General features: G+C 60.9%; 16 protein-coding genes. 10 read left to right on the top strand and 6 right to left on the bottom strand.

Features of this window, described 5'->3' with window-relative positions; genetic code table 11:
• The first annotated feature begins 103 nt into the window (after positions 1 to 103).
• The 7 genes from WM94_RS09250 (at position 104) to WM94_RS09280 (ending at position 4,883) form a co-directional block, all read left to right on the top strand.
• Positions 104 to 337: a hypothetical protein gene (locus WM94_RS09250; protein WP_061551036.1), complete on the top strand. Its 234-nt coding sequence runs from the start codon at positions 104 to 106 to the stop codon at positions 335 to 337.
• Positions 338 to 375: 38 nt separating this feature from the next.
• Positions 376 to 1,314, top strand: a complete 939-nt coding sequence (locus tag WM94_RS09255; protein WP_061551037.1) for a 2-hydroxyacid dehydrogenase — start codon at positions 376 to 378, stop codon at positions 1,312 to 1,314.
• 50 nt (positions 1,315 to 1,364) lie between these two features.
• Positions 1,365 to 2,153, top strand: coding sequence for a PhzF family phenazine biosynthesis protein (locus WM94_RS09260; protein ID WP_039614456.1), 789 nt, complete (start codon positions 1,365 to 1,367; stop codon positions 2,151 to 2,153).
• Positions 2,154 to 2,327: 174 nt separating this feature from the next.
• Positions 2,328 to 2,735 (top strand): GFA family protein, encoded by a 408-nt coding sequence (locus WM94_RS09265; protein ID WP_039614455.1) that lies wholly within the window; start codon positions 2,328 to 2,330, stop codon positions 2,733 to 2,735.
• Between the two features lie 112 nt (positions 2,736 to 2,847).
• Complete coding sequence (locus WM94_RS09270) at positions 2,848 to 3,186, top strand: FKBP-type peptidyl-prolyl cis-trans isomerase (protein WP_003254365.1); 339 nt, start codon at positions 2,848 to 2,850, stop codon at positions 3,184 to 3,186.
• A gap of 289 nt (positions 3,187 to 3,475) precedes the next feature.
• Entirely contained in the window at positions 3,476 to 3,982 is a 507-nt protein-coding gene (locus WM94_RS09275) for a hypothetical protein (RefSeq protein WP_061305962.1), read from the top strand.
• Positions 3,983 to 4,220: 238 nt separating this feature from the next.
• Positions 4,221 to 4,883, top strand: coding sequence for a hypothetical protein (locus tag WM94_RS09280; protein ID WP_061551038.1), 663 nt, complete (start codon positions 4,221 to 4,223; stop codon positions 4,881 to 4,883).
• A gap of 203 nt (positions 4,884 to 5,086) precedes the next feature.
• Here WM94_RS09280 and WM94_RS09285 read toward each other — a convergent pair whose 3' ends face one another.
• From WM94_RS09285 to WM94_RS09295, 3 genes are all read right to left on the bottom strand, one after another.
• Positions 5,087 to 5,815, bottom strand: coding sequence for an aspartate/glutamate racemase family protein (locus WM94_RS09285; RefSeq protein WP_061551039.1), 729 nt, complete (start codon positions 5,813 to 5,815; stop codon positions 5,087 to 5,089).
• 16 nt (positions 5,816 to 5,831) lie between these two features.
• On the bottom strand, positions 5,832 to 7,364 hold the full coding sequence (locus WM94_RS09290) for an NCS1 family nucleobase:cation symporter-1 (RefSeq protein WP_039614451.1): 1,533 nt from the start codon (positions 7,362 to 7,364) through the stop codon (positions 5,832 to 5,834).
• A 557-nt stretch (positions 7,365 to 7,921) separates the two neighbouring features.
• Positions 7,922 to 8,359, bottom strand: coding sequence for an Lrp/AsnC family transcriptional regulator (locus WM94_RS09295; RefSeq protein WP_003260363.1), 438 nt, complete (start codon positions 8,357 to 8,359; stop codon positions 7,922 to 7,924).
• A 134-nt stretch (positions 8,360 to 8,493) separates the two neighbouring features.
• Here WM94_RS09295 and WM94_RS09300 point away from each other — a divergent pair, with 134 nt between their 5' ends.
• Together WM94_RS09300 and WM94_RS09305 are read left to right on the top strand one after the other, a co-directional pair.
• Complete coding sequence (locus tag WM94_RS09300) at positions 8,494 to 9,387, top strand: DMT family transporter (protein WP_039614450.1); 894 nt, start codon at positions 8,494 to 8,496, stop codon at positions 9,385 to 9,387.
• 148 nt (positions 9,388 to 9,535) lie between these two features.
• Positions 9,536 to 10,462 carry a class I SAM-dependent methyltransferase gene (locus WM94_RS09305; RefSeq protein ID WP_061551185.1) on the top strand — a complete coding sequence of 309 codons (927 nt, stop codon included), beginning with the start codon at positions 9,536 to 9,538 and terminating at the stop codon, positions 10,460 to 10,462.
• A 124-nt stretch (positions 10,463 to 10,586) separates the two neighbouring features.
• Here the strand turns inward: WM94_RS09305 and WM94_RS09310 are convergent, their stop codons facing one another.
• Positions 10,587 to 11,588 carry a sulfate ABC transporter substrate-binding protein gene (locus tag WM94_RS09310; RefSeq protein ID WP_023661740.1) on the bottom strand — a complete coding sequence of 334 codons (1,002 nt, stop codon included), beginning with the start codon at positions 11,586 to 11,588 and terminating at the stop codon, positions 10,587 to 10,589.
• Between the two features lie 362 nt (positions 11,589 to 11,950).
• Between WM94_RS09310 and WM94_RS28900 the strand changes: the two genes are divergently transcribed.
• Positions 11,951 to 12,898, top strand: coding sequence for an RHS repeat-associated core domain-containing protein (locus WM94_RS28900; protein WP_156485953.1), 948 nt, complete (start codon positions 11,951 to 11,953; stop codon positions 12,896 to 12,898).
• Positions 12,899 to 12,946: 48 nt separating this feature from the next.
• Here WM94_RS28900 and WM94_RS09320 read toward each other — a convergent pair whose 3' ends face one another.
• The gene (locus tag WM94_RS09320; RefSeq protein WP_061551041.1) at positions 12,947 to 13,768 is read right to left on the bottom strand and encodes an ion transporter; all 822 of its coding nucleotides are present in this window, start codon (positions 13,766 to 13,768) and stop codon (positions 12,947 to 12,949) included.
• Positions 13,769 to 13,813: 45 nt separating this feature from the next.
• On the bottom strand, positions 13,814 to 14,686 hold the full coding sequence (locus tag WM94_RS09325) for an urea transporter (RefSeq protein WP_061551042.1): 873 nt from the start codon (positions 14,684 to 14,686) through the stop codon (positions 13,814 to 13,816).
• Positions 14,687 to 14,770: the final 84 nt, after the last annotated feature.

Here is a 14,770-nt window from a genome sequence, read left to right on the forward strand (position 1 = left end):
CCGGCCCCTGCGCTCCGCTCCGGGGTTCCCTCGCGCCGGTCTTGCTCCCGGGAGGGCGCGCTGCAGGCCCCATCCATGGGGCCTCAGCGCTTGACGGGCATCCATGCCCGTCACCTCCCTCCGCAAGACCTCTGCTCGGCCTCCTGAAGTCGCGAAGATCAAGATCAAGATCAAGATCAAGATCAAGATCAAGATCAAGATCAAGATCAAGATCAAGATCAAGATCAAGATCAAGATCAAGATCAAGATCAAGAGCAGAGCAGAGCAGAGCAGAGCAGAGCAGAACAGAACAGTGCAGTTTCACCTCTTTATTTCGGTTGACTGTACTGGCCGGTGACTCCGCATAATGTCGCCTCGAACTGACCCGGAGGTGGCATGCACAAGACAGTCCTGGTGCTGGTGGAAACCGTCGATGATTACCTGCCCATGCTGGAGCAGGCCGGCTACCGTTTGATCCGTGCCCCTTCGCCGCAACTGCGGGCCGAGGCCATCCAGCGCTATGGCCATGAAATCGATGCCGTGCTCACCCGCGGCCCGCTGGGCCTGACTGCCAGCGAAATCGACACGCTGTCCAAACTGCAGATCATCTGCGTGATCGGTGCCGGCTACGAACAGGTCGATCTGGCCGCGGCCGCTGCGCGCGGCATCACTGTCACCAACGGCGCCGGGGCCAATGCCGAAGCGGTCGCCGACCACACCCTCGCCCTGCTGCTGGCGCTGTTGCGCGACATCCCCCGCGCCGATGCCAGTACCCGCCGGGGCGAATGGAACCGGGTGATCAGCCCCTCGGTGAGTGGCAAGCGCCTTGGCATTCTCGGCCTTGGTGCGGTGGGCCTGGCCATCGCCAGGCGCGCCCATCTGGGCTTCGCCATGCCCGTCAGCTACCACAGCCGCACGCCGCGCCAGGATGTGCCCTACACCTGGTACGACAGCCCGCAGCACCTGGCCGACGCCGTCGACATCCTGGTGGTGGCAACCCCCGGGGGAGCCAACACTCGTCACCTGGTCGATGCACAGGTGCTCGAGGCCCTGGGGGCCGAGGGCTACCTGGTGAATATCGCCCGAGCCAGCGTGGTCGACACCCAGGCCCTGGTGGCCGCGCTGCAGCATGGCCAGCTGGCTGGTGCGGCACTGGATGTGTTCGACGACGAGCCGGCTGTACCCGATGCCCTCAAGGCCCTTGGCAACACCGTGCTCACCCCCCACGTGGCCGGCCAGTCGCCGGAGGCGGCGCGCGATACGGTGACCCTGGTGCTGCGCAACCTGCAGGCGTTCTTTGTCGGCGAAGCCGTGTTGACTCCGGTACGCCAGTAACCCTTTTCATACATCTGCCTGGCAGCGATCGGGCAACAAGGAGTGTGTGCATGCAACTTGAAATCTTCCAGGTCGATGCGTTTTCCGCCGAGCCGTTCGGGGGCAACCCGGCGGCAGTGATCCCACTGCAAAGCTGGCTGCCGGACGACGTGCTGCAGCGCATTGCCGAAGAGAACAACCTCTCGGAAACCGCCTACTTCGTGCGCAACGGCGAAACCTTCGACCTGCGCTGGTTCACCCCGACCGTGGAAGTCGACCTGTGCGGCCATGCCACCCTGGCCTCGGCCTATGTGCTGTTCGAACAGCTGGGCGAGCAGGTGCAGGTGCTGCGTTTCAACACCCGCAGTGGCGAGCTGCGGGTAAGCCGCAACGCTGACGGGCTGCTGGCCATGGACTTCCCGGCCAAGCATCCGGTCGCAGTGGACATGCTGCCGGGCCTGTTGCAGGCGCTGGGCCTGGGCCAGGCACAGGCGCTGTACCGCAGTGATGACTATGTGGTGGTGATCGATGACGCACTGTTGCTCGACACCCTGAAGCCGGATTTCGTTGCGCTGTCGGCCTTCGATGTGCGCGGTATCGCCGTTACCGCGGCAGGCCGTGGCTTTGATTTCGTCACCCGCTGGTTCGGCCCGAGGGTTGGCGTGAACGAAGACCCGGTGACTGGCTCGGCGCACACCTCGCTGGCGCCGATATGGGCAGAGCGTCTGGGTAGGAACGTGCTGAGCTGCGAGCAGGGTGGGGTGCGCAAAGGGCAGCTGCAGTGCGAAGTACCGGGTAACGGCCGGGTGATCATCAGCGGGCGGGCGGCGTTGTACCTGCGCGGTACGGTGTACATCTGACCTTGGGCAACTGTCTTGTGCTGCCTGTGCCGGCCTCCTCGCCGGCAAGCCAGCTCCCACAGGTACTGCACTGGCCTGAGAACGGCGCGGTCGGGGTGGGAGCCGGCTTGCCGGCGATGAGGCCGGTACAGGTATCTATACTTGCTGGCCCATCTTCCGCTCAAGGAGCCAGCCATGGCCCTGGAAAAACACGGCACCTGCCTGTGCGGCGCCACCCGGCTCAAGGTCACCGTCGACAATACCCATATAAGCGCCTGCCACTGCAGCATGTGCCGCAAATGGACCGGCGGCCCATTGCTGGTGGTGCATTGCAGCCAGCCACCGGTGATCGAAGGGCGCGCACCCAGCGTCTATGAGTCTTCCGATTGGGCCCAGCGCGGCTTCTGCGGCCAGTGCGGCACGCACCTGTACTACCGGCTCAAGGCCAATGACTTCCACGCCGTGCCGGTCGGCCTGCTCGACGGCGACCAGGAATGGCATTTCGACTTGCAGATCTTCGTAGAACAGAAACCCGCCTGGTATTGCTTCGCCAACCAGACCAAGGAACTGACTGGCCAGGAAGCCTTCGAGCAGCTCGGCTGATTCAGGCGGCGTGCTGTGATCGATGCGCCAGCACGAAACGCCACGCGAACTTGCCAAACCGGTGCATTCCTGAGAAAAGGGCGGCTTTGTTTCCAGCGTTGGAGTATGCCCCGTGAGCCAAGAACTGCAGATCATCGACCTTGTGGAGGGGGATGGCAAAGCCGCCGTCAAAGGCGCCCTGATCACCACCCAGTACACCGGCTGGCTGGCCGACGGCAGCGAGTTCGACTCGTCCTGGTCGCGCGGCAAGCCGTTCCAGTGCGTGATCGGCACTGGTCGGGTAATCAAGGGGTGGGATCAAGGCCTCATGGGTATGCGCGTTGGCGGCAAGCGCAAGTTGCTGGTACCGGCGCACCTGGGCTATGGCGAACGCAGCGTGGGGGCGATTCCGCCGAATTCGGATTTGACCTTCGAGATCGAATTGCTGGAAGTGCTGACACGGGATGATTGAGGAAAAGGACTACACGCGCTGTCGGCCAGTGTCTGATTGAGGAGCCTCCCGGGTACGGCTAACCTTGCAGACTCATTGCGTGAAGAGGGTAGCCTATCCATGAAATCGCATTTTTCCTCACGGGTGGTACGCGAAGCGAACGCGCTGTTGGTGGCATCTGGCGCGCGAATGGAGATCTCGTTACCACGCGAACTCGCGAGTGTGGTTACCAACTCCCGAAAAACCCGTTCGGAACTGAAGGCAGCATTCGCGGCTGCGTATTCCCGCCTGCGCAAAGGGTAAGAGCCATATGGCCGATGGCTGTTACAACCACATATACTCGGTTCTTGTGGAGAATGAGCAAGATACACTCGGTATCATTGCCTATTCGTTGTACAAGAGGCAGAAAATCGAGTTTATCCAGGCTTTCAAGATAAAGCATGACCGGGAGCCGAAGGATGAAGACTTGGCCCCTTTCCATGATGTCAGCAACAGCCCCTCGCAGATCGAGAGCTACCGCAATCAGGCCAGCCAGCTTGCTCAAGGCTTTCTTGATGCCTCGATCGCGGCGCAAGCAGTGGAGCTTGAACAGTACTATTCCGATAAAGCAAGCAGCGAAGTCAGGCAGGCCAAGCCAGGATTTTGGTCGGGTGTGGCACAAAGTCTCGTGGGCTCGATTCTCTTCGTGTTCTTGCTGGGCTTTCTGGTGTTCTTCACCTGGAGCCTGAATCAAGGCCCCAAGCAGGTTATCGAGCAGGTATTTGATGTAACCATTCTCGACTCTGTCTCTATGGAACAAGCAGCCGGGCCACCGTAGCGGTAATCAGCGAGAGCAACGAGTAACGAACGGACACATTTCAGCAACACCCATCCTCTAATCTAAGCCTTGCCTAGGGAACGGCATCCACCTCCAGGGAGGAACCAAACGGGTTCAGGGCACTCTCACCCTCACTCGTTGCCAAGGACGGCATTCACTACAAGGATGCCCCGCGGTGCTGTTGGCGGGGTAATGTGGCGGGTCTACCCGATTCTTTCTGCCACATGGGCCTGTCTTGATGAAGTTGCCAACATTCTTCCGCCGTCGTCGTCACTGGTTGCTGAGCCTGACGCTTGCAGCCATAGCCGTGCCGCTGGCGCTGGAAGCTGTCGAAAGCCGGGCGCAACCGGTGGATGGCACCCAGACCCTTGTGTTCCTGCGCCACGCCGAGAAGCCGGGCGAGGGGCTGGGCCAGTTGAACTGCCAGGGCCTCAACCGTGCGCTGGACCTGGCGACCGTGCTGCCCGAGCGCTTTGGCAAGGCCGACTACGTGTTCGCTGCCAACCCCTCGCGGCATGTCGAGGAAGGCAGCAAGGACCAAAGCTACAGCTACATTCGCCCGCTGATGACCATCACCCCCAGCGCCATTCGCCTGGGCCTGCCGGTAAACATCGACTATGGCGCCAACGACACCGACGCGCTGGCCGAAGAGCTGCTGCGCGACAAGTACCGTAACGCGACCCTGTACACCGCCTGGTCGCATGGCTACCTCCCTGACCTGATCAATGCCGTGGCTGGCAAGGCCCTCGGTGAGGAGCGGGTGATCACCGAGGACTGGAGCGGCGACGACTTCGACACCCTCTACGTCCTGACCCTGACCTGGCACGACGGCAAGGCCAGCCTGCTCAGCCGCAACGTGCGTCAAGGCTTGAATGATGGTGCGCATAGTTGCCCGACCTGATCCGCTGGTACTGTTCTGCCGGGAAGCCTGTACAGAGTGACGATGAAGTTGTGTACACAGCGGTTGACCAGAATGATGCTTCGACAGGACCGGCCTCTTCGCGGGTAAACCCGCTCCCACAAGTACTGCGCAGGCCTTGAGAGCAATGCGGTCCCTGTGGGAGCGGGTTTACCCGCGAAGAGGCCAGGACAGGCGAAAGACTCCTAACGCCCGAACCGCATCGGCCAACCCACCACTTTCTTCATCCGTGGCGTGGCGAAGGTACGGACCTTGGAGGTACTCAAGCCCATGCGCACCAGCGATTCGGCCATGGTCACCGCCGCGCTCACGCCATCGACCACCGGCACGCCGGTGCGCTGGCGGATCTGCTCGTCCAAACCGGCCATGCCGCCGCAACCCAGGCAGATCACCTCGGCCTTGTCGTCACGCACGGCGCGTTCCGCCTGCTCGACAATCGCCTCCACGGCGCGCTGTGGGTCGGCTTCAAGCTCCAGCACCGCCAGCCCGCTGGCCCGCACCGATGCGCAGCGGTCATACAGGCCGGAGAGCTTCAGGCGGTCTTCGATCAGCGGCACGGTGCGGTCCAGGGTGGTCACCACCGAGTAGGCATGGCCCAGGTACATCGCCGTGCTGGCGGCTGCATCGGTGATGTCCACCACCGGCACGTTCAGCAGTTCCTGCAAGCCTTCGCGGCCATGTTCGCCGTAACCCGCCTGTATCACGGCATCATAAGGGCCTTCGTAGGCCAGTACCCGGTCCATCACCGCGATGGCGGCCAGGTAGCTTTCGAAGTTGCCTTCCACCGACTCGGCACCGAACCATGGGGTGAGGCCGATGATTTCCGTGCCGGGCGCTGCCACCGCACGGGCCTGTTCGGCAATGGCTTCGGTGATGGCTTCGGTGGTGTTGACGTTGGCGATCAGAATGCGCATGGGTAGTCCTCCCTGGTCAATGGCTGCTGTGGTCCACGGCGATGCATTCGCCGCTGACGTCTTGGTATTGGTGTTTGCGTGGGGCGATCAGCAGGTAAAGTGCGGCGGCGATGCCGGCACCGATCAGCCAGGAGAATGGCGCCACGCCATGGAAGTTGGGCACCAGGGCCAGGACGATGGCCAGCAGGGCGGCCGGCACGAAGGCGGCCACGGCGCGCAGGTTGATGCCCTTGGTGTAGTGGTAGGCGCCAGCCGGGTCTTCGCTGTACAGCTGCGGCACGTTGATGCAGCCTTTGCGCAGCAACCAGTAGTCGGACATGATCACCCCGTACAGCGGGCCGAGCAGGGCACCCAGGCCGGACAGGAAGTACACGATCACCAGTGGGCTGTTGTACAGGTTCCACGGCAGGATCAGCACCGCCAGGGTGGCGCTGATCAGCCCGGCGCGGCGGAAGTTCAGGTGACGCGGTGCCAGGTTGCTGAGGACGAAGGCCGGGGCGACGAAGTTGGCCATGATGTTCACCGCCACCGTCACGATCAGGAAGGCCAGGCAGCCCAGTACCAGGAACGCTGTACTTGGGATGGCCGCGACGATCTGGGTCGGGCTGTCGATGATCTGGCCGTTGATCTGGAACTGCGCGCCGCACAGCACCACGGTGATCACGGCGAACACCAGGATGTTCACCGGCAGGCCCCAGAAGTTGCCAACGCGGATGGTCTTGCGGCATGGCGAGGAGCGGGCGAAGTCACAGAAGTTCAGCACCAGGGTGCCGTAGATCGCCAGCCACAGCGCGCCGCCGGCAAATATGTTGCGCCACATCTCGTAGCCGGTCAGCGGTTCGGCAACCGACCAGGCGATGCGGGCGTCGGCCTTGAAGTACATGAACACCGCCAGGGCGGCGACGGTCAGCAGGATCACCGGGCCGGCAAAGGCCTCGTAGCGGCGCACCATCTCCATGCCATAGGCCAGGATCACCAGCTGTACCAGCCAGATCGACACGAAGCACACCCAGCCCAGGCTCGACAGGCCGAGGATGCTGTCATGGTCATAGGCTGCCATCTGCGGCCATACAGCGGTGAGCAGCACGCGCAGCACCACCGAAGCCAGGTAGGTCTGGATGCCGAACCAGGCGATGGCGATGACCGCACGAATCAGCGCCGGAATCTGCGCACCATGGATGCCGAAGGCGATGCGGCTGATGACCGGGAACGGTACGCCGGTCTTCTGCCCCATGTAGCCGGACAGGTTCATGAAGAAGTACACCAGCGCCGCGCCGATGGCCAGCGACAGCAGGATCTGCCAGCCACCGAGGCCGAGGGCGAACAAGCCCATGGCGAACGAGTAGTTGGCGATGTTGTGCACATCGTTGGTCCACAGCGCAAAGATGCTGTAGCCGCCCCAGCGGCGGCCTTCGATGCGCGTCGGGGCGAGGTCGCGGTTATGCAGGCGCGGGCTCAGGGCAAGTTCCGGCTGGCTGCCGGCGAGAGTGGACGCGGGGTGGGTGCTGGCGACGGATAGTTCAGGGGCAAGGTCGAAGCTGGTACTCATTCCGGCGGGCTCCTGATGCACGTGGACTGCGATGAGCGGGCATGCGCACGGGCTCGCCATCTCGTCGGTGCAGCGTTGGCATCTCAGGGTTTGGGGCGCGGCGGCCGATGTTGGGTCGGCGTCGCGGGTTCTTGTGTATTTATGTTTTGCTTGGTTTGTATACAAAACACGAACACACAAAAGCGAGTTCCGTGCCAAGGAAAAAGCAAACTTCGGTTGGCCATCATTTCGAATCTATCTTGTTGAAATATAAGTTGATGAAATGAATGGGATATAAGTTGACCAAATGAACAGGTTTAAATTTTTCGAAGATGATTTAGTTGATCATTTGGTCAGAATAAGTTGTGGGAAGTGTGTAACGTATTGGGGCGTGATCTTGGAAAGTGCACACAAAAACGACACTTATGGTGACATTCTTGTGTACAAAAATTAGTCAGCTTTTTCCTGTGCTGGCCTCTTCGCGGGCGCGCCCGCTCCCACAGGGACCGCACAGCATCCTGGACTGTGGAAATCCTGTGGGAGCGGGCTTGCCCGCGAAGAGCCAAAACAGGAAGAAATCAATCCATCGGCGGCAACCGCCGTTTGACCGGTGTCTTCTTGATGATCGCCGTATTGGTCTCGGCCACCGTATAGAGGCGGTCGAGCAGGGTATCCAGCTGCTCCATCGAGCGAACATGCAGGCGGGCAATGAAGCAGTCTTCGCCAATTACCTTGTCGCACTCGGTGAATTCGGGAATGGCGATGATCTGCCGCTCCACCTCCTGCAGCTTCCCGGGTAGCGGACGGATGCGCACGATGGCCTGCAGTTGGTAGCCAAAGGCGCGTGGGTCGACTTCTACGGTGTAACCGCGCAACACGCCGCGCTCCTCCAGGCGACGCAGGCGTTCGCTGACGCTGGGTGAAGACAGCCCGCTGATCTGCGCCAGGGCTTTGAGCGAGCGGCGCGAGTCTTCCATCAGCGCGTTGATCAGCAGTTGGTCGATGGCATCGGTCATGGTCACCTCAATCAGGTCGTTCGCGTTATTTGCCTTGATAGTAAAGGCAAACTGGCCAATCTTCCTTCGTTATGCGCTGGAAGGCTAACCGACAACCTTTGCATACTGTCGCCATCGTCAACAGGAGGTTTGAGATGGACAGTTCATTGCGTCGTGGCTCGCTGGAAATGGTTGCCGCCATGCTGATTTCCGGAACCATCGGCTGGTTCGTGCTGGTGTCAGGCCAGCCGGTGCTCGAGGTGGTGTTCTGGCGCTGCGTGTTCGGTGCCGTGACCTTGCTGGCGATTTGCGCGGGGTTCGGCTTCCTGCGGCCGGGCGTGATCAGCCGCACGGCGTTCCTGCTGGCGATTGCCAGCGGTGTGGCCATTGTCGGCAACTGGGTGTTGCTGTTCGCCTCCTACTCGCGGGCGTCGATTGCCATCGGCACGGCGGTGTACAACGTACAGCCGTTCATGTTGGTGGGGCTGGCGGCGGTGTTCCTGGGCGAGAAGATCACCTTGGCCAAGGTTACCTGGCTGAGCGTGGCGTTCCTCGGCATGCTGGCCATCGTCAGTGCCCATGGCGCGGGGCAGGGTGGCGGTGAGGACTATTTGCTGGGCATTGCGCTGGCGCTGGGGGCGGCCTTCCTGTATGCCATCGCGGCGTTGATCATCAAGCGCCTGAGTGGCACGCCACCGCACCTGATCGCGCTGATCCAGGTGGCCACGGGTGTGCTGTTGCTGGCGCCGTGGGTCAAGCTTGGCGGGTTGCCGGGTGAAGTGCCGGCGCTGGCCAGCCTGGTGACCTTGGGCATGGTGCACACCGGGTTGATGTATGTGTTGCTGTACAGCGCCATCCAGCGCTTGCCCACGGCGTTGACCGGCGCGCTGTCGTTCATCTACCCGATTGCGGCGATTCTTGTGGACTGGGTGGCGTTCGGGCACCGGCTGGCACCGTTGCAGTGGCTGGGGGTGGCGTTGATCCTGCTGGCGGCGGCGGGGATGCAGCAGGGGTGGTGGTTCCGGCCAGCGCGGGTTGTGGCCGAGTAAAGAGATGGTCTTGCGGGCCCTTTCGCGGGTAAACCCGCTCCCACAGGATCATTACAGGCCCGAACCGTGCGCAGCATCTGTGGGAGCGGGTTTACCCGCGAAAAGGCCCGCAAGGTAGAATGCCGCTTTTGCCAGCTTGCGACCCATGATGACTTCGCCGATCCAGACCCTGGAGCAACACCTGCTCGCCGCCCTCGACCCTGCCCCGCAGGAAACCCGCCGCCTGTTCCACGGCCGCGGCCGCTGCTGGGCGGGCCTGGAGCAGGTCACCGTGGACTGGCTGCAAGGCGTGCTGTCGGTCGCTCTGTTTCGCGAGCCGGCGGAAGGCCAGCTGGCCGAACTGGAGGCCATGCTGCGTACTCTCGCCGAGCGCCCACAGTGGACTGGTCAAGCCATCCTTCTCCAGCATCGCTACCTGCCCGACAGCCCGGGCCAGTGGCTGCTGGGCGAAGCGTGCCAGCAGCGCGAGGTGGTCGAGGATGGGCTGACCTACCTGCTGGACCTGGGCGTGCGGCAGAACAATGGCCTGTTCCTCGACATGCGCTATGGTCGGCGCTGGGTGCGCGAACAGGCGGCGGGCAAGCGCGTGCTGAACCTGTTCGCCTACACCTGCGGTTTCTCGGTGGCGGCGATTGCCGGTGGCGCCGAGCAGGTGGTTAACCTGGACATGGCCAAGTCGGCGTTGTCCCGGGGCCGCGACAACCACCGCCTCAATGGCCACGATGCGTCGCGGGTGGCCTACCTGGGGCACGAGCTGTTCAAGTCGTGGGGCAAGGTGCGCAAGTACGGGCCTTATGACCTGATCATCATCGATCCGCCGACCTTCCAGCGCGGCAGCTTTGTGCTGACCCAGGATTACGCGAAGATCCTGCGGCGCCTGCCGGAGTTGTTGAGCGAGGGCGGAACGGTGCTGGCATGCGTGAACGACCCGGGCATCGGGCCAGAGTTTCTGATCGAGGGGATGGTGGAGCAGGCGCCGTCGCTGAAATTCGTCGAGCGGCTGGAGAACCCACCGGAGTTTCCTGACGTGGACCCGGTGGGGGGCTTGAAGGCCCTGGTATTCCGTCAGGCCTGATGTTGCCCTTGCTGGCCTCTTCGCGGGTAAACCCGCTCCCACAAGTACAGTGCAAAACCTGAGGGCTGTGGGGTTCCTGTGGGAGCGGCTTTAGCCGCGAAGAGGCCGGTAAGGCTTACATCAATTACTGATTGTTGGTGTAGATCTGGTCAAACACCCCACCATCATTGAAGTGGGTCTTCTGCACGGTGCGCCAGTCACCAAAGGTCTTCTCCACCGACAGGAAGTCCACTTTCGGGAAGCGGTCGGTGTACTTGGCCAGTACCGTCGCATCACGCGGGCGCAGGTAGTTCTGTGCGGCAATTTCCTGGGCGGCTGGCGACCAAAGGTACTTCAGGTATTCCTCGGCCGCGGCCTGGGTGCCTTTCTTCGCCACTACCTTGTCGACCACGGTGACCGGTGGCTCGGCTTCGGCCGACACGCTCGGGTAGACCACTTCGAACTGGTCGCGGCCGAACTCGCGGGCGATCATTTCGGCTTCGTTCTCGAAGGTCACCAGCACGTCACCGATCTGGTTGGTCATGAAGGTGGTGGTGGCGGCGCGGCCACCGGTGTCCAGCACCGGCGCCTGCTTGAACAGCTTGCCGACAAAGTCCTTGGCCTTGTTTTCATCACCGCCTTGCTTGAGCACATAACCCCAGGCCGACAGGTAGGTGTAGCGGCCGTTACCCGAGGTCTTCGGGTTGGGCACGATCACCTGCACGCCATCCTTGAGCAGGTCGGGCCAGTCTTTCAGCGCCTTGGGGTTACCCTTGCGCACGATGAACACAGTGGCCGAGGTGAATGGCGCGCTGTTGTTCGGCAGGCGGCTGACCCAGTTGTCCGGCACCAGTTTGCCGTTGTCGGCCAGGGCGTTGATGTCGGTGGCCATGTTCATGGTGATGACATCGGCCGGCAGGCCATCGATCACCGCTCGCGCCTGCTTGCTCGAGCCGCCGAACGACATCTGCACGTTGACCTTCTCGTTGTGCTCGGCTTCCCAGTGCTTCTGGAAGGCCGGGTTGTAATCCTTGTAGAAGTCGCGCATCACGTCGTAGGAAACGTTGAGCAGGGTGGGGGCAGCCTGGGCGAAATTGCCCAGGGCAAGGCCTGCGGCGAGCAGCGAGGCGGTGAAGAGTTTTTTCACGTTGCTTCCTTGTTATCGAGAAGGTGTTGGCAGTTTGCCTGCGACTATAGCGGGTGGAGTAGTGGTAGTTAAAGAACAAAAAATACTTTGTTTATGCCAACAGCAGCGCTGCTGTTGAGGTCAGATCACGTTGATCGCATCGAACTTAAACCATACGCGATCTTGGTAAGGATGGCGTGCTGGCGACAGGCGCTGGGCTGAGGGCTTTGGCATAAGACCTGATAAATTTACCAGTAGCCAGGTCAAATAAAAAGTGCCCAGAATAGGCCTGAACCTGCAATTGGAGTTAATGGGGCGGTTTGATGTCATTGCGACATCAAGGCAGAATTGTTGTGTAGAATTAAAGGCTTTAAGGGGGATTTATGAGAAGGGTTCGATTTTTTTATTGTAAAAATAGGTTGGTAGTCGAAGAGGGTGAGAAAAACCTGAATTTTTTCTCTGTATCAAGATGGCCGCTTGCGTCGTTGGGGGCCAGCACCAAGCTGCTAATGAGTAGTGATACAGGGACAGTGTATGGGGAGGTTGTCAATGAAATTAATGAACTCTCATATACGCCCTACGGATTTGGCACGTACAACGGTATGGAGGGTAGGCAAGCTTTCAATGGTGAAAGACTGGATTTTGTAACAAGTGGTTATATTCTAGGAAACGGGCATCGTCAGTTTGCGCCAAGACTTATGCGCTTCCTTTCCCCTGATAATTTAAGTCCTTTCAATAAAGGCGGTATCAATAGTTATGTCTACTGTGCCTCTGATCCGGTCAATGGTTTGGATCCTTCAGGTCGCGTAAATATTACAAAGCTTTTCATGCCGTGGCGTCGAACTGGTACAACCGGCTTCATGAAAGAAAAAAGTTTGCCGACGGGGCTTTTGAAACAGCTGCTAAAAAAGAGAGCTGCTGATGAGCGTAGAAGTATTTATGTATATGAGGCTCAGGGTGATGGTTACAAACACTACAGGTTGGCTCGGGGAGAGGCTCCGGATCTGTTGCCGAGGACAGCCACTCATGAGAACTTTGCCGGGCGCGAGGTTTATGTTAAGGGTGGGTTGATAATTGATCTGAAAGGCGATTCAATGAAGGATTACAATTTTTCTGCCACTGATCGTGCTGCTGGGAATTATGGTTTCGTCAGAGTGCGCTCAAAGCCGATTGCAATAACTACTTTCGAACCCAATGAGGCTGGGGCTGCTGCGCTGGAAAAAGAGATGCAAAGTTGGTTTACAGCTGAAGAGTGGAATGGGAGCGGCGCTCCGGGTTTCAATAGCAATCAGGACGGACTGAATGCAGAAATTAGACAAATTCGTCGATAGTCAAAGCGTGCGATGGTCGGCTGCGGCTCACAGCCACAGCCGCCAACATCACAGCTTTGGAAACAGTCCGCTTCCGCACCGGGAACAGAACGCCGCGCCGTGCTCGTGAGTCTTCTTGCTGCAGTTCGGGCAGGAGTGCTGCAACTGCTCCCCGCGCATGGCATTGGCCAGCTCGGCGGTAAAGATCCCAGTCGGCACGGCAATGATCGAATAACCGGTAATCATCACCAGCGACGACAGCACCTGCCCCAGCGGCGTTTTCGGCACGATGTCGCCAAAGCCTACCGTGGTCAGGGTAACGATGGCCCAGTAGATGCCCTTGGGAATGCTGGTAAAGCCATGCTCAGGCCCTTCGATCACATACATCAAGGTGCCGAATACCGTCACCAGTGTCGATACCGTCACCAGGAACACGATGATTTTTTGCTTGCTGCCGCGCAGCGCCTCCATCAGGTAATGGGCCTGCTTGAGGTACGGGCTGAGCTTGAGCACGCGGAAGATCCGCAGCATCCGTATCACGCGGATGATCAGCAGGTACTGGGCGTCGCTGTAGTACAGCGCGATGATTCCCGGCACGATCGCCAGCAGATCGACCAGGCCATAAAAGCTGAAGGCATAGCGCAGCGGCTTGGGCGAGCAGTAAAGGCGGGTGAGATATTCGGCCAGGAAGATCGCGGTAAAGCCCCACTCGATGCCGGCCAGCAGGCCGGCGTAGCCCTGGTGCACTTCGTCGATGCTGTCGAGGATGACGGTAACCAGGCTGGCCAGGATGATCAGCAGGAGGATCTTGTCGAATCGTCTTCCAGCCACGGTATCGGTCTGGAAGACGATGATGTAGAGCTGCTCGCGCAGGCTCGCAGGGTTGTTCATTGGCTCGTTCCACAAAAGCGATGGGCTGAGCCTAGGGGTTGCATTTCAGCTGTGCAAGCGGCTGGCGTCACGCTGCCTGGGCTGGGCCAGATGATTACCCAGGTGCATCAGCCAGCAGGCGGCGACGAAGGGCGCGGTCAGGCCGGGCACCGGTAGCAGTTTGAACAGCGGTTGCAGCAGCAGGGCCAGGGCGATGGCCAGCACTGTCAGCCACGGCTTTTCACCTTGCCTGCTGAACGCCAGTGCCGCCAGCGCAGCGTTGAAACCGTAAAGGCCCATCCACGCTGCCTGTGCCTGGTCCGAGAGTAGCGCTACGCCGCCCCCGATGGCCGAACCGATCACCGCCCACATTGCGGCATAGGGGTTGGCGATGAACATGCCAATGCTGATCAGCAGGCCGGCCAGGGGCTGGTCGAGCAGGAAGATCTGGCCCACGCCGCGCGCCAACGCGTACAGCGGCTGGGCTTCGACGAAGCCGCTGGGCGAGGGGCTGGCGATCAGCAATACGGCCCAGCCAAGCAGGACGAAGGGTGCGGTGTAGGCGATCAGCAGCTTGCCGCCGCGCTTGCGCCACTGGTGGGTGATGATGCTGGACAGGCCGCCAGCGGCGATGATCAGTGGCGGCAGGATGACCGACCAGGGCAGCACGGCGCTGATCAGGATGCCGATCAGCACGCCGTTGTAGCTGTACAGGCCTGCCTGGCGGTCGGCGCGGTCGTAGCCACGAGCCTGGGCGGTGAGCAGGCCGGCCAGGGCGCCGAGCAGGGCACCACCGACCAGGCCGGGGGCGGTCAGCAGGATGGCCAGCAGGCAGCACAGGCCGCACAGGGGGTTGCGCAGCAGCAGCACCTGGCTGAAGCCGTTGAGTAACGCCGTGGCCCAGTCGGGGCACGGGTTGACGAAATTTTTGGTGTACATCGGGGCAGTCAGTGAGGTTGATGGGGCGCGGTGGGCCTCTTTGGGCCTCGGGTTTTCCGCAGTTGTGATGTTTCTGTGTACGAG

The organism is Pseudomonas sp. ABFPK (assembly GCF_001586765.1).
Taxonomy (GTDB): Bacteria; Pseudomonadota; Gammaproteobacteria; order Pseudomonadales; family Pseudomonadaceae; genus Aquipseudomonas; species Aquipseudomonas asiatica.